Source organism: Streptomyces rapamycinicus NRRL 5491, from assembly GCF_024298965.1.
GTDB classification, from domain to species: Bacteria; Actinomycetota; Actinomycetes; order Streptomycetales; family Streptomycetaceae; genus Streptomyces; species Streptomyces rapamycinicus.
Genome location: NZ_CP085193.1, coordinates 7,474,697 through 7,494,608 on the forward strand (window position 1 = coordinate 7,474,697; position 19,912 = coordinate 7,494,608).

General features: G+C 72.6%; 13 protein-coding genes and 1 pseudogene. 7 read left to right on the plus strand and 7 right to left on the minus strand.

Annotated features, from left to right (window positions below):
- Window positions 1-580: 580 nt before the first annotated feature.
- Window positions 581-4,627 carry an ABC transporter ATP-binding protein gene (locus LIV37_RS31600; RefSeq protein ID WP_121824281.1) on the plus strand — a complete coding sequence of 1,349 codons (4,047 nt, stop codon included), beginning with the start codon at window positions 581-583 and terminating at the stop codon, window positions 4,625-4,627.
- 64 nt (window positions 4,628-4,691) lie between these two features.
- On the opposite strand, the gene LIV37_RS31605 is transcribed toward LIV37_RS31600, so the two are convergent.
- A complete protein-coding gene (locus tag LIV37_RS31605) occupies window positions 4,692-5,135 on the minus strand; it encodes a hypothetical protein (RefSeq protein ID WP_020871152.1) in 444 nt (147 codons plus the stop codon).
- Between the two features lie 182 nt (window positions 5,136-5,317).
- Between LIV37_RS31605 and LIV37_RS31610 the strand changes: the two genes are divergently transcribed.
- Window positions 5,318-6,724 (plus strand): S28 family serine protease, encoded by a 1,407-nt coding sequence (locus tag LIV37_RS31610; RefSeq protein WP_020871153.1) that lies wholly within the window; start codon window positions 5,318-5,320, stop codon window positions 6,722-6,724.
- 31 nt (window positions 6,725-6,755) lie between these two features.
- Here the strand turns inward: LIV37_RS31610 and LIV37_RS31615 are convergent, their stop codons facing one another.
- Complete coding sequence (locus tag LIV37_RS31615; RefSeq protein ID WP_020871154.1) at window positions 6,756-8,678, minus strand: glycoside hydrolase family 3 protein; 1,923 nt, start codon at window positions 8,676-8,678, stop codon at window positions 6,756-6,758.
- 259 nt (window positions 8,679-8,937) lie between these two features.
- Here LIV37_RS31615 and LIV37_RS31620 point away from each other — a divergent pair, with 259 nt between their 5' ends.
- On the plus strand, window positions 8,938-10,158 hold the full coding sequence (locus LIV37_RS31620; RefSeq protein ID WP_121824280.1) for a macrolide family glycosyltransferase: 1,221 nt from the start codon (window positions 8,938-8,940) through the stop codon (window positions 10,156-10,158).
- 367 nt (window positions 10,159-10,525) lie between these two features.
- Here the strand turns inward: LIV37_RS31620 and LIV37_RS31625 are convergent.
- The 4 genes and pseudogenes from LIV37_RS31625 to LIV37_RS31640 all read right to left on the minus strand — a co-directional run.
- Window positions 10,526-11,272, minus strand: a pseudogene (locus tag LIV37_RS31625) (RNA-guided endonuclease InsQ/TnpB family protein); the annotation flags it as partial.
- A gap of 160 nt (window positions 11,273-11,432) precedes the next feature.
- Window positions 11,433-12,230 carry a sugar phosphate isomerase/epimerase family protein gene (locus LIV37_RS31630; protein WP_020871157.1) on the minus strand — a complete coding sequence of 266 codons (798 nt, stop codon included), beginning with the start codon at window positions 12,228-12,230 and terminating at the stop codon, window positions 11,433-11,435.
- A 488-nt stretch (window positions 12,231-12,718) separates the two neighbouring features.
- The gene (locus LIV37_RS31635) at window positions 12,719-13,861 is read right to left on the minus strand and encodes a methyltransferase (RefSeq protein WP_121825155.1); all 1,143 of its coding nucleotides are present in this window, start codon (window positions 13,859-13,861) and stop codon (window positions 12,719-12,721) included.
- A 199-nt stretch (window positions 13,862-14,060) separates the two neighbouring features.
- Window positions 14,061-15,011: a bifunctional helix-turn-helix transcriptional regulator/GNAT family N-acetyltransferase gene (locus LIV37_RS31640; RefSeq protein WP_020871159.1), complete on the minus strand. Its 951-nt coding sequence runs from the start codon at window positions 15,009-15,011 to the stop codon at window positions 14,061-14,063.
- Between the two features lie 185 nt (window positions 15,012-15,196).
- On the opposite strand from LIV37_RS31640, the gene LIV37_RS31645 reads away from it, so the two are divergent.
- The 3 genes from LIV37_RS31645 to LIV37_RS31655 all read left to right on the plus strand — a co-directional run bounded on the left by LIV37_RS31645 (window position 15,197) and on the right by LIV37_RS31655 (window position 17,474).
- A complete protein-coding gene (locus LIV37_RS31645; RefSeq protein WP_020871160.1) occupies window positions 15,197-16,420 on the plus strand; it encodes a helix-turn-helix domain-containing protein in 1,224 nt (407 codons plus the stop codon).
- Window positions 16,421-16,593: 173 nt separating this feature from the next.
- The gene (locus LIV37_RS31650; protein ID WP_121824279.1) at window positions 16,594-17,187 is read left to right on the plus strand and encodes a hypothetical protein; all 594 of its coding nucleotides are present in this window, start codon (window positions 16,594-16,596) and stop codon (window positions 17,185-17,187) included.
- Window positions 17,184-17,474 carry a hypothetical protein gene (locus tag LIV37_RS31655; RefSeq protein WP_020871163.1) on the plus strand — a complete coding sequence of 97 codons (291 nt, stop codon included), beginning with the start codon at window positions 17,184-17,186 and terminating at the stop codon, window positions 17,472-17,474. Before LIV37_RS31650 ends, LIV37_RS31655 begins: the two co-directional genes overlap by 4 nt.
- 44 nt (window positions 17,475-17,518) lie before the next feature.
- Here the strand turns inward: LIV37_RS31655 and LIV37_RS31660 are convergent, their stop codons facing one another.
- On the minus strand, window positions 17,519-18,568 hold the full coding sequence (locus tag LIV37_RS31660; protein WP_121824278.1) for a LacI family DNA-binding transcriptional regulator: 1,050 nt from the start codon (window positions 18,566-18,568) through the stop codon (window positions 17,519-17,521).
- 179 nt (window positions 18,569-18,747) lie between these two features.
- Here LIV37_RS31660 and LIV37_RS31665 point away from each other — a divergent pair, with 179 nt between their 5' ends.
- Window positions 18,748-19,905 carry a Gfo/Idh/MocA family protein gene (locus tag LIV37_RS31665; protein WP_020871165.1) on the plus strand — a complete coding sequence of 386 codons (1,158 nt, stop codon included), beginning with the start codon at window positions 18,748-18,750 and terminating at the stop codon, window positions 19,903-19,905.
- Window positions 19,906-19,912 lie beyond the last annotated feature (7 nt).

Here is a 19,912-nt window from a genome sequence, read left to right on the forward strand (position 1 = left end):
CGCCTGCGGCGGGCCGTGGCGCCTGCGGCGGGCACCCTCCCCGCCCCTTCCCGCAACTGGGGCCCCGCCCCAGCCCCCGCCCGCTCGGCGCCCCGGAGTCCAACCGCGGCACCGGCCGCCCCCCGACCCTCGGGACCCAGGAGCGAAGCCGAGCCGCGCGGCTCCGCCGCAGGGCAAAGCCGCGCCCCACTCCCAGACCCGCGCCCCGCTCCCAGGCCCGCGCCCCGCTCCCAGGCCCGCGCCCCGCTCCCAGGCCCGCGCCCCGCTCCCAGGCCCGCGCCCCGCTCCCGGGGCGTGCCCCGGTTCCAGGGCCGCGCCCCCGCCCCCGGGGTCCAGGGGCGGAGCCCCTGCCGCGCGGCGGAGCCGCAAATCGATGCTGCGGGAAGGGGTGGGGAGGGGGGCGCCCGCCGCCCCCAAGCAGCCGCCGCGCCCCGATTCATTTGTTGCGGCAGGATGAAATCCGCACATCAGTGTGTTGGTGCCTTCCGGAAGCGTGTGCGGATCGGGAGGTTCACGGGTGGCGGACGTAGCGGCGGATGCATCGGATGAAACGGGCAAAAGGGGTGCAGGCGAGCCGGATGTGGAGGGCCCGGAAGCCGGACAGGGCTGGGTAAGGCGGCTGTTCGGCTACTGCTGGCAGTACCGCAGCGATGTGCTGCTCGCCCTCGGCGCCTCGCTCGCCGGAATGGCCGTCATGGCGCTCGTCCCCCTGGTGCCGAAGCTGATCATCGACGATGTGATCGTCTCGCACGACCGGTCCCTCGCCCCCTGGGCCACCCTGCTGATCGTCGCCGCCCTCGTGGTGTACGTCCTCACCTACGTCCGCCGCTTCTACGGCGGACGGCTCGCCCTCGACGTCCAGCACGCCCTGCGCACCGAGATGTTCGCGGCCATCGCCCGCTTCGACGGCAGACGGCAGGACAAGCTCTCCACCGGCCAGATCATCGGCCGGGCCACCAGCGACCTCCAGCTGATCCAGGGCCTGCTCTTCATGGTGCCGATGATGATCGGCAACATTCTGCTCTTCCTGGTCTCGCTCATCGTGATGGCGGTGCTCTCGCCGCTGCTCACCGTCGTCGCCCTCGCCGTCGCCCCCGCCCTGTGGATCCTCGCCTCGCGCAGCCGCATCCGGCTGTTCCCCGCCACCTGGTACGCACAGGGGCAGGCGGCCGCCGTCGCGGGTGTGGTCGACGGGGCCGTGACCGGTGTCCGGGTGGTCAAGGGGTTCGGGCAGGAGGCGCAGGAGACCGACAAGCTGCGGGAGGTGGGCCGGGGGCTGTTCGCCGCCCGGCTGCGGACCGTACGGCTGAACTCCCGCTACACCCCGGCCCTCCAGGCCGTCCCCGCCCTCGGCCAGGTCGCCATGCTGGCGCTCGGCGGCTGGATGGCCACCCGGGGCCAGATCACCCTCGGCACCTTCGTGGCCTTCTCGACCTACCTCGCCCAGCTCGTGGGCCCGGTGCGGATGCTCACGATGCTGCTGACCATCGGGCAGCAGGCGCGGGCCGGGGTCGAGCGCGTCTTCGAGCTCATCGACACCGAGCCCGTCATCGACGAGCGCCCCGATGCCCGGGAGCTTCCCGAGGACGCCCCGGCGACGGTCGAGTTCGACCGGGTGAGTTTCGGCTACGACCCCGAGCGGCCGGTGCTGTCCGAGGTGTCCCTGCGGATCGAGCCGGGCGAGACCCTGGCCGTCGTGGGCGCCTCCGGAAGCGGCAAGTCGACGCTGTCCATGCTGCTGCCGCGCTTCTACGACGTGTCGTCGGGCGCGGTGCGGATCGGCGGCCACGATGTGCGGGAGCTGACGTACGACTCGCTGCGCGGGGCGGTCGGGATGGTGCCGGAGGACAGCTTCCTCTTCTCCGACACCGTGGGCGCCAACCTCGCCTACGGGCTGCCGGACGCGAGCGAGGAGCGGATCCGGGCCGCCGCCCGCGCCGCGCAGGCCGACGGCTTCATCTCCGAGCTGCCGAACGGCTATGACACCGAGGTCGGCGAGCAGGGGCTGACCCTCTCCGGCGGCCAGCGCCAGCGGCTGGCCCTGGCCCGCGCGATCCTCACCGACCCCCGGCTGCTCGTCCTGGACGACGCCACCTCGGCGGTGGACGCGCGCGTCGAACACGAGATCCACGAGGCGCTCCGGGGCGTCATGGCGGGCCGCACCACTCTGCTGATCGCCCACCGGCCCTCCACCCTCGCCCTCGCCGACCGCATCGCGGTGATGGACCGGGGCCGGGTCGTGGACGTGGGCACGGACGAGGAGCTGAAGGCGCGGAGCGCCGTGTACCGGAGCCTGCTGACGGACGAGTCCGAGGCCGTCGCCGCCCCCAGCGGCGACGGCCCGGCCCCGGGCGCGCCACGCGGTGCCGCGGCGCACGCGGCGGGGCTCGCCGGTGCGTTCGGCGGGGAAGCCGCCGCGACCGGGTTGGCCGAACCGTGTCTCGACGGCGGGCCGCCCGCCGACGGCGACCACACGGCGCACGGACCCGAGGGGCGCCCGTGCCCCACGGCGGGTTGGCGGGCGCGCGGCGGGGACGACCCCGCGCACGCCGTTCGTGAGGCGGACGGCATCGTAGAGCCGTTGGACGGGGGCGGCACCGTAAGGGCGCTGGACGGGGACGGCGCCGCCATCGCGCCGGATGGGGCCGAGGCGGGTCATCCGGCGCGCCCGAGCCACCGCGGGGTGACCCCGGAGCTATGGGTGCGGCCCGATGGTGAGCTCCGTAAGGGCGACACGGCGGCGGGCGCGGGGGCCGCGGCCGTGGCCGGTCCCGGGCTCGCGGGGGCGCTGTCCGGCATGCCGGCCACCCCCGAGCTGCTCGCCAAGGTCGCCGCCCTGCCGCCCGCCACCGACACCCCCGACATCGACGAGGAGCGGGCCACCCGTCCCGAGGAGACGTACGGGCTGCGGCGGTTGCTGCGCGGCTTCGGGGCTCCGCTCCTGGTCGCGCTGTCGCTCGTCGCCGTGGACGCGATCGCCGGGTTGCTGCTGCCCGTGCTCATCCGGCACGGGATCGACCAGGGTGTGCAGCGGCTCTCGCTCGGCGCGGTGTGGGCCGCCTCCGGGCTCGCGCTCGTCGTCGTCCTCGTGCAGTGGGCCGCCCAGATCGGCGAGACCCGGATGACCGGGCGGACCGGTGAACGGGTGCTCTACGCCCTGCGCGTGAAGATCTTCGCCCAGCTCCAGCGGCTCGGTCTCGACTACTACGAGCGCGAGCTGAGCGGCAAGATCATGACGCGGATGACCACCGACGTCGACGCGCTGTCCACGTTCCTCCAGACCGGTCTCGTCACCGCCGTGGTCAGCCTGCTGACCTTCTTCGGCATCCTGGTGGCGCTGCTCATCATCGACGTGGAGCTCGCGCTGGTGGTCTTCCTGACCCTGCCGCCGCTCATCATCGGCACGGTGGTGTTCCGGCGCCGCAGCGTCAAGGCGTACGAACTGGCCCGCGAGCGCGTGAGCGTGGTCAACGCGGACCTTCAGGAGAGCGTGGCGGGGCTGCGGATCGTGCAGGCGTTCCGGCGCGAGCGGTCCGGCCGGGAGCGGTTCGCGGCGCGCAGCGACGCGTACCGCCAGGCGCGGATCCGTGGCCAGCGGCTGATCTCGGTGTACTTCCCGTTCGTCCAGCTGCTGGCGTCCGTGGCCACCGCGCTGGTGCTCATCGTGGGCGCCGGGCGGGTCGGGGACGGCACGCTGACGGCGGGTGCGCTGGTGGCGTACCTCCTCTACATCGACCTGTTCTTCGCCCCCGTCCAGCAGCTCTCCCAGGTCTTCGACGGCTATCAGCAGGCCACCGTGTCGCTGGGCCGCATCCAGGAGTTGCTGCGCGAGCCCACCACCACACCTCTGGCCGAGGCGCCGCGCGAGGTGCGCGCGATGCGCGGCGACATCGCATTCGACGATGTGCGGTTCCGGTACGGGGACGGCGAGGAGGCGCTGGCGGGCATCTCGCTCACGATCCCCTCGGGGCAGACCGTGGCGTTCGTCGGGGAGACCGGGGCCGGTAAGTCCACCCTGGTCAAGCTGGTGGCGCGGTTCTACGACCCGACGCGGGGCGCCGTGCGGGTGGACGGTGTGGATCTGCGCGAGCTCGACCTCACCGGATACCGCGGCCACCTCGGGGTGGTCCCGCAGGAGCCGTATCTCTTCGCCGGGACGGTGCGCGACGCCATCGCCTACGGACGGCCCGGCGCGAGCGACGCGGAGGTGGAGGCCGCCGCGCGGGCGGTCGGCGCCCATGCCATGGTGGCGTCGCTCGACGGTGGCTATCTGCACGAGGTCTCCGAGCGCGGGCGCAATCTCTCCGCCGGGCAGCGGCAGTTGATCGCGCTGGCGCGCGCCGAGCTGGTGAACCCGGACATCCTGCTGCTCGACGAGGCCACGGCCGCGCTCGATCTGGCCACCGAGGCTCTGGTCAACCAGGCCACGGATCGTCTTACGGGACGGCGCACCACACTGGTCGTCGCCCACCGGCTGACCACCGCCGCCCGTGCGGACCGGGTGGTGGTCCTGGACCACGGCCGGGTCGTCGAGGACGGCACGCATGAGGAGCTGGTGGCGCGGGACGGGCGGTACGCCGCGCTGTGGCGCACGTTCATGGGGGAGACGGCCCCCGCCGTCGTCTGACGCCTGAGCGGTCGGCTTACGGCCGGTAACGCTCAGCGTTCGCCCATCGTTACGTACGGTAACATCACGGTTCCATGCCGCTGGCCCTCGCTATGCCCTCCACCTCCCGCCGGTCCCGCTCCCGCTGCTCCGCCTCGGCCGCCACCCGCTGCTTGTGGCGGTGCAGGAAGTCGGGGTCCCCGGCCCGCTCCTGAGGCACCAGCACCTTCATGCCCTTGGCGTGCGGACTGTCGCCGAGGTCGACCACCACACGCTCGTCCTGGGAGGTGAGCAGGCCGAACAGCACCAGCAGCTCGGCCTGGAGAGCTGGGGTGAACAGCTCTTTCTCCTCCGGCCCCATCCCGAGCTCGTACGTCCCCCCGCGGACGGCCGGTGAGGTGCTCAACTCGCGCAGCAGCCGCATCAGCAGCTCGAGCGAGCGAGGGTCGATCCGTTCCTGCAATTCGTTCAGATACCGCGTCAGCCGCTCGGCCCGTTCACTCCGGTCGTGCCGTTCGTCTCGGTCCATACAGGCAGCATGCGCCATCACAGCCCGCTACGAAAGAGGGCGGCGGTAACAACTCTCCGTATTCGGCCTCGGGTTGGAGCGTTGACTGCATCTGGCGACGCGAGTGTGTGCCCGGATAGGTTCTCGGCGACCTGTGCGAATTCACGGGCCAAAGGGTCAACACGGCAACAAGGGGAGGGTGCATGCGCAAGATGCTCAGATGGCTGTTGTCGCTCGCGATACTGGTGGGGGCGGTCGGCGCGGGCGCCGGAAGCGCGTCCGCGGCACCGGCCGCCCCCGCCCAGCCGGACATCAAGGAACGTGTCCTGGCGATTCCCGGAATGCGTTTCGTGGAGGAGCAGCCCTACGACGGCTATCGCTTCCTCGTCTTCAGCTACGCCCAGCCGGTGGACCACCGGCATCCCTCCAAGGGCACCTTCCAGCAGCGGTTCACGCTGCTGCACAAGGCCACCGACCGGCCCACGGTCTTCTACACCTCGGGCTACAACGTCACCACCGCACCGCGCCGCAGTGAGCCCACGCAATTGGTGGACGGCAACCAGGTGTCCATGGAGTACCGGTTCTTCACTCCCTCCCGGCCCCAGCCCGCCGACTGGTCCAAGCTGGACATCTGGCAGGCCGCGAGCGACCAGCACCGCCTCTTCCGGGCCCTCAAGCCCATCTACGGCAAGAAGTGGCTGGCCACCGGCGGCAGCAAGGGCGGGATGACGGCCACCTACTACCGCCGCTTCTACCCCCGGGACATGGACGGCACCGTCGCCTACGTCGCGCCCAACGACGTGGCCGACAAGGAGGACTCCGCCTACGACCGCTTCTTCGCGGGCGTCGGCACCGCCGAATGCCGCACCAAGCTCAACGCGGTGCAGCGCGAGGCGCTGGTGCGGCGGGACGAGATCGTGAAGCGCTACCAGAAGTGGGCGGACGACGAGAAGCGGACCTTCACCGTCGTCGGCAGCGCCGACAAGGCGTACGAGAACGTGGTCCTGGACCTGGTGTGGGCCTTCTGGCAGTACCACCTGCTGAAGGACTGCGCGGACGTGCCCGCCCCGACCGCGTCCACCGACGAGCTGTACGGCTTCATCGACGAGATCTCGGGCTTCTCCGCCTACACCGACCAGGGCCTGGAGACCTACACGCCGTACTACTACCAGGCGGGCACCGAGCTCGGCTCGCCCACCTTCAAGACCCCGCACCTGGCCGGGCTGCTGCGCTACCCCGGCATCTACGCCCCGCGCAGCTATGTGCCGCGTGACATCCCGATGCGCTTCAAGCAGGGTGTGATGCGGGACATCGACAGCTGGGTCCGGCACGACGCCCACCGGATGCTCTTCGTCTACGGCCAGAACGACCCGTGGGGCGCCGAGCGCTTCCGGGTCGGCAAGGGCGCCGAGGACTCGTACGTCTACACGGTGGCCGGCGGCAACCACGGCTCCAGCATCGCCCAGCTGACGGGCGACCAGAAGGAGAAGGCCACCGCCGAGGTGCAGCGCTGGGCGGGCGTCAGCCCGACGAGCAAGCCCCTCGCCCGGCACGACGCGAAGCTGGACCGCCGCGAGACCGAGCGCGAGCCGGTGACGCTGCGCCCGTAGGGCGCGTCCGCGGGCCCCGACCGGGCCCGGGTCAGTAGCTCAGCCCGTGCCCGATCGGGTACAGCACCCGGGACGGGGCGTCCGCGTGCCGGACCGCGACCGGCAGTTTGCCGCGTGGCGCGGTCCGGCCCGCGATGACGCGGGCGGCGGCGCGCAGTTCCACGTCCGTCCAGCAGTAGGCGGCCAGCGAGGCGCCGGGAGCCGTGTCTCGGCCGTTCAGGCGCGCGATGTCGTAGGGATTGCGCAGGGCCAGGTGGACCACCGGGACACCGGTGGCCACCAGCCGTGCCACCAGGGTGCGCTGGGCGGAGCCGGAGGCGATGTCGTACGTCGTCACGATCACCGCGTCCCGCCCGCGCGCCGCCGCGACCGCCGCCTCGACGCGCCGCGGGGAGGGACCGGGGGAGGCGGCGGTGCCGGTGGTGAGCGCCTCCGTGCGGAATCCGAGGCCGGACAGGGCGCGGGCCAGGACGGACGTCGGCGGGCCGCCGGTGCCGGAGGGCGCGGGGGCGTCCACGCCCACCACGAGCAGGTCGCGGTGGCGGCTCGGCGACAGCGGCAGCAGTCCGCCCCGGTTGGTGATCAGGGTGGTGGTGCGCTCGGCGACGCGGTCGGCGGTGGCGCGGTGCTCGCGGGTGCCCACCGTGCGGTTGACCGCGCGGTCGCTGGTGTACGGATCGTCGAACAGGCCCCGGCGCACCTTGAGTTCGAGGACGCGCCGCAGCGACCGGTCGATCCGGTCCTCGCTGATCTCGCCCGCCCGGACGGCCTTGCGCACACCCTCGAAGGCGAGGGACAGGCTCGGCGGGTTCAGCAACTGGTCCACGCCCGCCTTGAGCGCGAGCACCGGCACCCGGTCGTCGCCGTACTTCTTCCGCACCCCCTCCATACCGAGCGAGTCGGTGACCACCACCCCGTCGTAACCCAGCTCCTCGCGGAGCACCCCGGTGAGGATGGGGTGCGAGAGCGTGGCGGGGTCGTCGGCCGGGTCGAGCGCGGGGAACAGCAGATGCGCCGTCATGATCGAGTCGATTCCGGCCTCGATCGCGGCCCGGAACGGCGGCGCGTCCAGCCGCTCCCACTCCTTCCGGGAGTGGGTGATCCGGGGCAGGCCCACATGGCTGTCCACACTGGTGTCGCCGTGGCCGGGGAAGTGTTTGGCGGTGGCCGCGACCCCGGCGCTCTGATAGCCCTCCACCTGGGCCGCCACCATCCGGGCCACGGCCTTCGGGTCGGCCCCGAAGGAGCGCACGCCGATCACCGGATTGGCGGGGTCGACGTTGACGTCCGCGATCGGGGCGTAGTCCTGCCGGATGCCGAGCGCGGCCAGCTCCGCCCCCGCGGTGCGGGCGGCCGTACGGGCGTCGGCCGCGCTGCCGCCCGCGCCGAGCGCCATGGCGCCCGGGAACAGCGTGGCGGGCGCGCCGACCCGGGCGACGGTGCCGTACTCCTGGTCGGTGGAGAGCAGGACGGGGACGGGCACGGAGGTGGCCAGCGCGGCCTTCTGGATGCCGTTGGAGAGCGCGGCCAGCTGGTGGGGGTCGCGGATGTTGTGTGCCCATCCGATGTACATCACCCCGCCCACGTGATACTTCGCGATCAGCTCGGCGGCGTTGTCGACGCCGATCTCCTTGCGGTTGGCCGCGACATCGGCGGGGTCGGGTCGGGTGGCCGAGTGGCCGTAGACCCGCATCACGAAGAGCTGGCCGATCTTCTGGTCCAGCGTCATCCGCCCGATGAGTCCGTCGATCCGCCGGCGGTCGCGCTCGTGGTCCCGGCCGGGCTCCGTGGTGGGCCGGGAGGGGGCCGCGGACGGGCTGCCGGAACCGGCTGTGGTGCGGCGCGCGGGGGCCGCGGGCGCGGGGGAGCTGTTCGTCGGTCCGCTGCAGGCACCGGCCGCGGCGGCGGCCAGGGTGGCGGTGAGCAGGGCGCGGCGAGACGTCGTCGTGTGCACCCGCACTCCTTCCATGGGACGTTCGGAGGGGGCGGCCATAGGTGTGCAGGACACGCTGGGACACAAACAGCGGCCGGGTCAAGAAAAGTTGGCCTTTCCCACAGCATCGATATGCGGCTCCGCCGCGTGGCTGGAAGCGTAAAGGAAAAGACTGGTTAAAGACCGTGATCTGGTGCCTGCACGAAACCGGTACTAAACTCTCGACCGGGTATGCGTGGTATTTGTATGAGGCATCCGTTCTCGCTTATGTTCCGTTTTCATGACCCCACCGACGGGTGCCAAGCCCCCCACACACATAGCCATGTTCGGCATCGCGGCACACGGGCACGTCAACCCGAGCCTGGAGGTGATCCGCGAGCTGGTGGCCCGCGGCCACCGGGTTACCTACGCCATCCCCGAGTCGTTCGCCGAGAAGGTGGCCGAAACCGGCGCCGAGCCGAAGACCTACACCTCGATCCTCCACGGTGAGAATGTGCCGGGCGCCAGGGGCTCCGATCTGATCGACTACATCGAGCCGTTTCTCACCGAGGCGGAGCAGGCACTTCCGCAGCATCTGGCGGCCTACGAAGGCGATGAGCCGGACCTGGTGATGTACGACGTCACCGCCTACCCGGCGCATGTCCTCGCCCACCGGTGGGGCGTGTCCGCCGTGGAACTCGCGCCCAGCTTCGTGCCCTGGGACGGCTACCGCGAAGAGGTCTTCGAGCCGATGTACGCCCATATGCGGCGGTCGGAGCGCGGCCGGGCCTACTACGCGCGCTACCGCGCCTGGCTCGACGGCAACGGCCTGGCCGGCACCGACCCCGACACCCTCATCGGCCGCCCCAGCCGCTGTGTCGCCCTCATTCCCGAACTGCTCCAGCCCAACGCCGACCGCGTCGACACCTCCGTCTACAGCTTCGTCGGCGGCTGCCAGGGCGCCCGCCGCGACGTGGGGGAGTGGCGCCGCCCGGAGCGGGCCGCCGGGACCGACCGGATCCTGCTGATCTCGCTCGGCTCCACCTGGACCAGGGAGCTCGGCTTCTACCGCGAGTGCGTCGCGGCGTTCGGCGATCTGCCGGGCTGGTACGTGGTGCTCCAGATCGGCGAGTTCGTCGACCCGGCCGACCTCGGCGGGATCCCGGCCAATGTCGAAGTGCACTCGTGGATACCGCAGTTGAGCGTGTTGCGGAAGGCCGACGCGTTCGTCACCCACGCGGGTGCGGGCGGCGCCCAGGAGGGGCTGGCCTGCGGGGTGCCGATGGTCGCCGTACCGCAGGCCGTCGACCAGTTCCGCAACGCGGACACCCTCGAGGGGCTCGGGGTCGGCCGCCATCTGCCCAAGGCGGAGGCCACGGCTCCGGCGCTGCGCAAGGCGGTGCTCGATCTGGTGGACGACCCCGAGGTGGCCGCCCGCTGCGCCGCGCTCAGGGAGCGGATGGCCACCGAGGGCGGGCCGGACCGGGCGGCGGACCTGATCGAGGCGGAGCTGCCGGTCTGAGAGCCGTGGCGCCACCCCGTGAACGCCCGCCGGACGCCACCTGGGCGCCCGCACCCCTCTCATCACCGATTCGCGCCATGCGCGCCCTGTGCGGAACCGGCGCGGGCCGCCGCGCGTCGAAGCGGCGTGCTGATGGGGAGTCCCCGCACGGCGGTACTCGGCCTCGCTGCTGGCTGCGTGGCCCACCACCCTCTCCGCCGCCCGCGGCCAGCAGCACCCCGCCGCCGACGCGACACCCCTCCCAGAGCGTCGGCGGCGTACCGGGGATATGACACAGGCTCAGATCGTGCGCCGCGGCCAGAGGTCGGTTCGGCAGCCGCACCGTTTCGTTGACTGCTCCCTTCCCTGATGGGAGGGGGTTCCTGGCTCAGGCTGCCTCCGGGAGCGGCGCTCCCGGAGGTCTTACGCCCTCGGCACCAGCCGGGTTCAGACCTGCCCGGACGAGCATCACGCGGGCGGAGTTCTTGTCTCTGGGAGAGACGGCTCCGCACGCGGTGCAGGTGTAGGTGCGCTCGGACAGCGGCAGTGCGTGCTTGGTTCTCGCTCCGCAGGATGCGCAGTCCATGGTGGTGTGTGCTGGATGCACCAGCCGGATGTCCCGCCCGTGCTTGCGGCCCATCTCGATGAGGGCCTTCTTCGTGGCGCCGATCGCGGCGTCCGCCGCTTTGCGCGCCATTGAGGACCTGGCCAGGAACTTGGGCCTGAAGTCCTCCACGGCGATGGCATCGTGGTCGGTCACCGCCTTCTTGGCCCATTTGCGGCCGGTGTCCCGCCGCTGCCGGGCGATCTTCGCGTAGGTCTTCGCCCGCCACTTCTTCGCCTCGTGGTAGCCCTTCGAGGCGGCCTGCCCCTTCCTCGGTCTGCGGCGGGCCATCATCCGGTCGTACCGGGTCAGCCTGGCCTGGGCCTTGCGGCCGTGCTCGGCGTGCGGGAGGTCGTGGGCACTCGAGGTGGTGGTGGCGGTCTGCCTCACGCCCCAGTCCACACCGAGCACCCGGCCGGTCTCCGGCAGCGGCCGCACCCGGGTGGGGACCACGAACGAGCAGTACCAGTGCCCGACACTGTCCTGGTACACGCGCACCGAGGAGGGCTCGGCGGGCAGGTCCCGCGACCAGCACCGCGCTGGCTGGCGGCGGCGCTGCTGGTGGGCGGCGTGGCGCTGACGTCGCTCCCGGCCGGGAGGCTGCGGCGGATGCGCCTCGGGTCGCGCCGCGACCTCGAGCCGTCTGAGCCGAACGGTGACGACGGACCGAGGCGGACCGCGAGCAGGGAGCTCAGGCCGCGTCGGCGAGCAGCCGCAGCAGATGCTCCCGGCCCGGGGCCAGCAGCTCCGGGAGGGCTCGCGCCTGCGGATGCCACCGCTTCTCGTACTCCCAGCACAGCCAGCCGTCCCAGCCCTCGCGGCTGAGCAGCTCCACGCATTCGGTCAGCGGCAGCACCCCCTCGCCCAGCGGCAGCGGGGTGGTGTCCTCGGCCGAGGCGATGTCCTTGACCTGGACGTAGCCCAGATGTGCGAAGAGCGCCGGATAGCTGGTGGCCGGGTCCTCGCCGCCCAGCCAGGTGTGCATCACATCCCAGATCGCACCGACGCTGCCATGGCCCACGAGCCCGAGGACCCGGGCCGCGTCCGCGCCCGTCCGGTGCGAGTCGTGGGTCTCGAGCAGTAGCCGTACGCCGAGGTCGGCGGCGCGGGGCGCGGCCGCCGCGAGCCGCCGGGCGGCCGTGGCGTCGGCCTCCTCCGGGCTCTGCTCCCCGCCGCCGGGGAAGACCCGGACGTTGCGGGCGCCCAGGTCGTGGGCGAGCTCCAGCAGCTCCCCGAGCCCGGTCAGCACCGGCTCGTCCGGCCCGGTCTGGGCGGCGCGCACATATCCGGCGACGGTGAGGATCTCGACCCCGGCGTCCCGGAACTCCGCCGTCACCCTGGCCCGTTCGTCCGCCCCGATCCCCGGGTGCACCGGCTCCTCGGGGTGGGCGCGCAGCTCGATGCCGTGGTACCCGGCTCCGGCGGCGAGCCGGGCCACGTCGGGTACGGGCATACCGGGGACGCCGAGGGTCGAGAAGGCGAGCTTCATACGGGCTCCCTTGGTGGGTTCGTGCGGAACGTGAATCAATCCTGCCGTGCCGATCACGCCTGCGGCGTGTCTTGCCGGGTGCCCCGCCGTCGTGTCCCCTACGCGGTGTCCGGCGGTACGCGTACGCCTGCGGCGGGCCGCTCCCCTGCCCGCCCCTTCCCACAACTGGGGCTTCGCCCCAGGTCCCGCTCCTCAAGCGCCGGAGGGGCTGGAAGACGCGGCTCCGCTCCGGGCCCCGCTCCTCAAGCGCCGGAGGGGCTGGAAGGTGGGGCTCCGCCCCAGACCCCGCTCCTCAAGCGCCGGAGGGGCTGGAAGGTGGGGCTCCGCTCCGGGCCCCGCTCCTCAAGCGCCGGAGGGGCTGGAAGGTGGGGCTCCGTCCCAGGCCCCGTTCCGCCTTAAGCGCCGGAGGGGGTGGAAGGTGGGGCTCCGCCCCGGGCTCCGGGGATCAGGGGCGAAGCCCCTGCCACGCGGCGGAGCCGCATATCCGCTCATCCCGCCGTCAGGCGCCACAACGACGTCACCTCCGCCGCGCGGGCCGAGTGGAGGGGGTCGGTGGGGTCGAAGGCGCGGGGGTGGACGGGGCGGACGTCCAGCCGGTCCAGGACCGTCAGGCCCGCCGTGTCGAAGGCGGCCGGCAGTTCGGCGGGTGGCCGCAGTCCGAGGTGTTCGGCGAGGTCGGAGAGGATCAGCCAGCCCTCGCCGCCGGGGGTCAGATGCCCGGCCAGCCCGTTCAGGAAGCCGTGCAGCATACGGCCGGACGGGTCGTAGACGGCGTATTCGAGTGGTGAGGAGGGCCGGGCCGGGACCCAGGGCGGGTTGCAGACCACCAGCGGGGCGCGGCCCGGCGGGAAGAGGTCGGCCTCGACCACCTCGACCCGGCCGGACAGGCCCAGCCGGGCCACGTTCTCCCGGGCGCATGCCAGCGCCCGCGCGTCCTGGTCGGTGGCGACCACCCGCTCGATGCCGCGCCGGGCGAGGACCGCGGCCAGGACGCCGCTTCCGGTGCCGATGTCGAAGGCCAGCTCGTGCGACGGCAGCGGGGCCTCGGCCACGAGGTCGACGTACTCGCCGCGCACCGGTGAGAAGACCCCGTAGTGCGGATGGACACGGTCCCCGCCCAGCGCCCGCACCTTGACGCCCTTCTCCCGCCACTCGTGTGCGCCGATCAGCCCGAGCAACTCGCGGAGCGAGACCACCGAGGGGCCCTTCGCCGGGCCGTACGCCTCGGCGCACGCCTGCCGTACGTCCGGCGCCCGGCGCAGCGGAACCCCGAAGTCCGTGTCCAGCGGCACCAGCACCATCCCCAGCAGCCGGGCCCGCCGGGACTGGGCCTGGCGGTGCCGGTGGAACGCCTCGGCCGGGGACGCCGCGGGTGGCCGCCGCTCCTTCGCCCGGCGCGGGCCCCGGTCGATCCGGCGCGTCAGCGCCGTCAGCATCTGGCGGGCGCCCTGGTAGTCGCCGCGCCACAGCAGCGCGGTGCCCTCGCAGACGAGGCGGTGGGCGGTGTCGGCGGGCATCCGGTCGTCCGCGATCGCGACCCGGCGGGGCGGCGGCGTACCGCTCTCGGAGCGCCACTGGGCGGTACGGGTCCGGCCGTCCTCGGTCCACTCGATGACCTGCTGGGTACTCAGGGGGACGCCCTTTGCTCTTGTGCCGTTCCGACGCGCGCCGCCGGCGGGCCGCACGGACGCGTCGTCCGTACGTCACCCGTGCGATGCCCGGGTGCTGTACGGGCCGGTGTGTGTGCGCCGATCCTTCCGGTACCGAGCCCTCCGCGCGAGCGGTTTTCCGGTCGGGGCGACGCCGTGTCATATGCGTGCCGGAAGGTTCTCAGCCGGGCGTGGCGTCCCCCAGCGCAAGCCGCCAGTCCTGGCCGACCAGCGGCGAGCCGTAGCCCCCGTGCCGCTTCTCGGCGATCAGCTCGAACCCGGCCCGCTCATAGATCCGGCGCGCGGAGGTCAGGACGTCGTTGGTCCACAGCACCAGATCGCGGTAGCCCGCCTCGCGTGCGAAGTCGATACACGTGCCCACCAGCCGCTCGCCGAGCCGCCGCCCACGCGCCTCCGGTTCGACGAGCAGCAGCCGCAGCCGGGCCGTATCGGGCTGTTCGTCCCGTACGCACATCACCGACCCGACGGGGCGGCCGTCGAGCTCCGCGATCCACGCCCGCTCGCGGTCCGGGTCGTGGCCCGCGCCGAACTCACCGACGATCCGGGCCACCAGGGCCTCGAACTCCGCGTTCCACCCGAACTCGCGGGCGTACACGGCGCCGTGGCGCTGCACGATCCAGCCCAGGTCCCCCGGCTCAAGTCCGCGCAGCCGCACCTCGGGCTCCGCCGGGCCGGTGAACACGCCCCGGGCGGTGGCCAGCGCCTCCCGCAGCCGCCCCATCTCGTTCCGGGGGAGCTTGGCCAACAGCCTGGTCACCGCGTCCCGCGAGCGCCGGTCCAGGCCCTCCGCCGCGGCCCGGCCCGCCGCGGTGAGCAGCACCTCCTGGTATCGGGCGTCGCGGTGGTGGCGCTCGCGCGTCACCAGCCCGCGCTCCTCGAACCGGCTGAGCGTCCGGCTCAGATGCGCGGCGGTGACCCCCAGGTGCTCCCGGAGCGCCGAGACATGGGTGCGCTCGCGCCGGGCCAGCTCGTAGAGGATGCGGGCCTCGCCCAGCGTGTACGGGGTGTTGAGCTGCCCTGGGTAGTCGAGGACGCCGATCAGCCGGGTGTACATCCGGTTGAAGTCGCGGACCTCGTCCACGGCCAGGTCAAGATCGTCGCGCGGGCCCATCCGGCACCCCTCCGTACACCTGTGGTCGATTTTGCTTGACCTCATAGTTGCGTCAGATCAAGTATTTGGGAAGGGGGGTCCCGTCCCGGGGGCAGGGCTCTTTCGTGTGCCCGATGCCTGCTGGCCTCCCACGGCTCCCCCTCCGGGCGTACCGTGACCGAAAGACCTTCCGGTGGGGGGGACAGATGATGAGCAGCAAGTCCATCGGCGACCGCCTCGGCGAACTCCGGCGCTACCGCGACGTCACCCAGGAAGAGCTGGCGGAACGGTCGGGCGTCCACGTCGACACCATCCGGAAGCTGGAGCAGAACGTCCGGCAGTCGGCGCGCCTGGGCACTCTCCGGAAGTTGGCGAGGGCCCTCGATACCGAGCTGGATCGACTACTGGGACAGCCCACCGTGACCACAGAACTCCCCGACGACGACGGCGGGTTGATCGCCTTGCGTGACGCCATCCAGGACATCAGCACCCTGCCGGGTGTGCCTGCCGACGATCTCGACGAGGATCCGCCTGCGGCAGACGACTGGATGCGCCAAGTCCGGGCGGCCACCACGCTCTACTGGGAAGGCGGGTACAGCGAACTCGCCGGCTCGCTGCCGCTCCTCCTCCGTGACGGGCGTGCCGTGGCCCGGGAGGCGACTGGCTCGCTCGCCGAACAGGTCTGGAACCAGCTCGCCCTCTCGTACCAGCTTGGGGCCAGCCTCGCGACGCAGGCTGGTCATGTCGACTGGGCTTTCGAGGCCGTGACGAAGCAGTTGCGGGCAGCCCAGCGCGCGTCCGATCCGCTGATGGAGGGAATGGGCGTCTCCACGCTGTCGTGGGTGCTGCTGCGGCAGGGCCGGTGGGAGGAGGCGCAGTCGGTCGCCGAGCGGAAGGCAGACGAGCTGGAGCCGTCCATGCGGCGCGGCACGAGCGCTCAATACGCGGTGTACGGCAACCTGTTGGTGGCGGCGGCCACGCCTGCCGCGCGTCAGGATCGCAAGGCCGACGCCGATCAGTACCTCAACTTCGCCGAGGCTGCGGCTGTCCGGTCCGGGGCCGTGCGCGCCTACGGCACTGCCTTCTCTCTGGTCGACGTCAAGACGCAGATCGTCAACGTCGTCATGGCGGGCAGCGAGCCCGAGCCGGAGAAGGCGCTGGAAGCTTCCGAGGATGTGCGCCGCGATTTGATCAAGCGCCCGGTGCACCTGGCCGCCCACCGCTTGGACGTGGCCCAGGCTCAGTATCAGATGGGCGACAACGAGGGAGCGCTGGACACGCTGCTGGAGGTGGAAGCCGACCAGCCCGAATGGATCCGGTATCAGATGCTCGCGCGGGCCACGGTCTTGGAGATGCGCGAGGAGGAGAGGCGGCGGAACACCCGGCTCCGGGGGCTGGCCGCCCGACTGGGGGTTGAGCCCGCTCTCTGACTAGGACGTGACGTCGTACTCGCTCCGGCATCGGGCCAGCGACGGATGCGCTTCGTCACTGGGGCGTAATCGCGCGCACACCTAGCGTGATCCGCATCGAGGCGGCGTCGGCCCTCGCTCCCATCAGGAACCGGTTCGGCGCTGCCCCTCGCAGATCAGCAGGGGAGCCCGACGTGACGACCAGAGCCTTACCGTGGACACCACCGCCCGCCGCGGATGTCCAGGCGTTACCCGCGGACAGATGGTGGGATGCCGTACGGGCCGCGCCGACGGTCGGGGAACGCGCCTTGAAGCTCCTCGGCGACGAGAACGGCGCCGTCATCCAGGACAAGTACGGCACCCTGTACTGGCTCGTCGAGGTGGGCTCCGCCACGAGCTGGCATCTGCGGCAGGTCCGGGTCCTGACCGAGCTGGCGGACGAGTGCACCTACCTCGGCGTGCCGCCCAACTCCTGGACCACGCCGCCCGGCACCCACTGGCGCGTGCCGCTCTCGGTCGACCACTACATGACCGACGCCTGGAAGCTGTGGGGAGCACTGGCCGAGGCCGACCGCGTTGAATTCGGCCCGGTCCCACGGGGGCGCCAGACCTGCTACCGCTGCGAGCTGCCCACCGACGAGCCCGTCATCGTGGACGTTCAGCACGGCGGCAGCGGACCCGGCCGCACGGTGTACGCCTGCCCTCCCCACGCCCTGGCCCACCGGCGCGACCCGGTCGCCGAGGCCGCCGCCATGCGCCGCGCCCGCGAACGGGGGCACACCTGGTGACGGAGGACGAGCGCACCGAGCGGGAGCGGATGGCGGAACTACAGACCCCGGGCAGGAAGTGGGTCTTCGGCCAGCTCCAGGGCTGGAACTGCGCCCTGTGCGCGGCACGCCTCTACGCGGACCGGCCGACCTGCACGGTGGAGGTGGACTACGGCAACGTCACCGAGACGTACCAGCTGTACGTCTGTGCCCCCGCGTGCGAGGCGGCCCACGCCGCACCGCGCCCCGCTCAGCCGGACGGCGACCGTCCGGTGATCCCCGCGCCTCGCCGGCGGACGGGCGCATAGACGGCCTCGTACCGAGGGAACCCGCCCCGCGCGGAGCGCATCGCTCAGCCGCGCGGCGGCGCCGTGGAGGCGCGGGCCATCAGCTCGGCCCGGACCATCGCCACCCCGCCCGGCGGCTGCGGCTCGCGGCCCAGGGCCAGCCGCCCGGCCCGCGCGCCCGCCTCGTGCAGCGGCAGCCGCATCGTGGTGAGGGCCGGGACGGCGTCCGCGCTGAACGGGAGGTCGTCGAAGCCCGCCACCGAGACGTCCTCGGGGATCCGCAGCCCCTGGTCGCGCAGGGCCGCGCAGACGCCGAGCGCGATGGTGTCGTTGGCGGCGACTATGGCCGTCAGGCTCCGGTCGCGGCGCAGGAGTTCGAGGGTCGCGTCATAGCCGGAGGCGCGGTCGTACAGGCCGTGGACGGTCAGCCGCTCCGCGTCCTGGTCCACCCCGGCGGCGGCCAGCGCCGCCCGGTGGCCCTCCAGCCGGTGGCGGGTCGTGGTGCGCTCGGCGGGGCCCGCCACATAGCCGATCCGGCGGTGGCCGAGGGTCAGCAGATGTTCGGTGAGCCGGCGGGCGCCGCCGCGGTTGTCGAAGGTGAGGGTGGTGGCGTCCTCGATCGGCGGGCGCCCGCAGAGCACCACCCGGGTGCCGGAGGCGGCCAGCCGGGACGCCTTGGTGGCCACGGCGGCGGCGTGGTCGGGGTGCTCGACCGCGCCGCCGGTGAGCACGACGGCGGCGGCGCGCTGCCGCTGCAGCAGGGTGAGGTAGTTGAGCTCGCGCTCGGGCGAGCCACCGGTGTTGCAGATGACGGCGAGCTTCTCGCCGCCCCGGCCCGATTCCCCGGCGGGGGTGACCATTTCGGCCTGTACGGCGCCCGCGATGATCCCGAAGAAGGGGTCCGCGATGTCGTTGACGAGCACCCCGACCAGATCGGAAGTGGCGGCGGCGAGGGCGCTTGCCGGGCCGTTGACCACGTACTCCAGCTCGTCGACCGCACGCAGCACCCGGTTCCGGGTCGACTCCGCGACCGGGTAGTTGCCACTCAGAACGCGCGACACGGTGGCCGCCGAGACCCGAGCCCGTGCCGCCACATCGGCCAGGGTCACTGCCATATTTCCTCCGTTGGTGGTCACCTTCTGGTACACCGTGTGCGCTGGTTGGGCGCCTCCATGCTCTCACTCCATGAGCGGCGCGATTCTGCACTCCAGGGTCTTGTCCTGTCATCCGGACCATGCCTAGGGTCCTCTGCAGCAAGCGCTTACCCCAGGCGACGGCGAGGAGACCTCAGCCCATGGCCGCAGCAGCCACCGCCCGTATCCGTGCCGCAGTGGTCGGCACCGGAGGAATCGTCAGCGGCAGCCATCTGCCCGCACTGCGTGATCACGCCGACCGCGTGGACCTCGTCGCCGCCGTCGACGTGGCCGCGGACCGGCTCGACGCCTTCCGCGCCGCGGCGGCCGAGGGCGGCACCTTCGACGTCACCGGCTACTCCGACGTGGCCGCCATGCTGGAGGCCGAGCGCCCCGGCCTGGTCCTCATCGGCACCCCGCCCTCCCTGCACCGCGAGCAGACGGTGGCCGCCCTCGAGGCCGGCGCCTGGGTGCTGTGTGAGAAGCCGCTGTGCCTCACGCTCGCCGAGTACGACGAGATAGCCGGGGCCGAGCGGGAGGCCGGCGGCCCGTACGCCTCGGTGGTCTTCCAGCACCGCTACGGCTCGGGCGCCGTCCACGCCCGTGAGCTGCTGGCCGAGGGCGCCCTGGGCCGGCCGCTGGTGGCCCACTGCCAGACCACCTGGCACCGCGACACCGCCTACTACGCGGTGCCGTGGCGCGGCCGCTGGGAGACCGAGGGCGGCGGCCCCTCCATGGGCCACGGCATCCACCAGATGGATCTGCTGCTCCATCTCCTCGGCGACTGGACCGAGATCCGCGGCATGGCCGGACGGCTGGTCCACACCGTGGAGAGCGAGGACGTCTCCACCGCGCTGGTGCGGTTCGAGAGCGGCGCCATGGCCACCGTCGTCAACAGCGTGCTGTCGCCCGACGAGGTCAGCCGGATCCGCATCGACTGCGCGGACGCCACCGTCGAGCTGACCCACCTCTACGGCCACCGCAACGACGACTGGGTCTACACCCCCGCCCCGCACGTCCGCGACGAACCCGACCGGCAGCGGCGCTGGCGCACCCCGGCCGCCGATCTGCCCAGCTCCCACGGGGCCCAGCTGACCGGGCTGCTGGACGCGATGCGCGACGGCGTACGGCCGCCGGGCAGCGGGCAGGACGCCCGCCGCACCCTCGAGTTCATCGCCGCGCTCTACAAGGCGGCCTTCACCGGACAGCCCGTGCGCGCGGGCGAGATCGTGCCCGGGGACCCGTACTACGACGCCATGCACGGCGACCACCCCGCATGGGCGCCGAAGGCAGCGACCGCCACCACGAAGGAGAACTGAGGCCGCC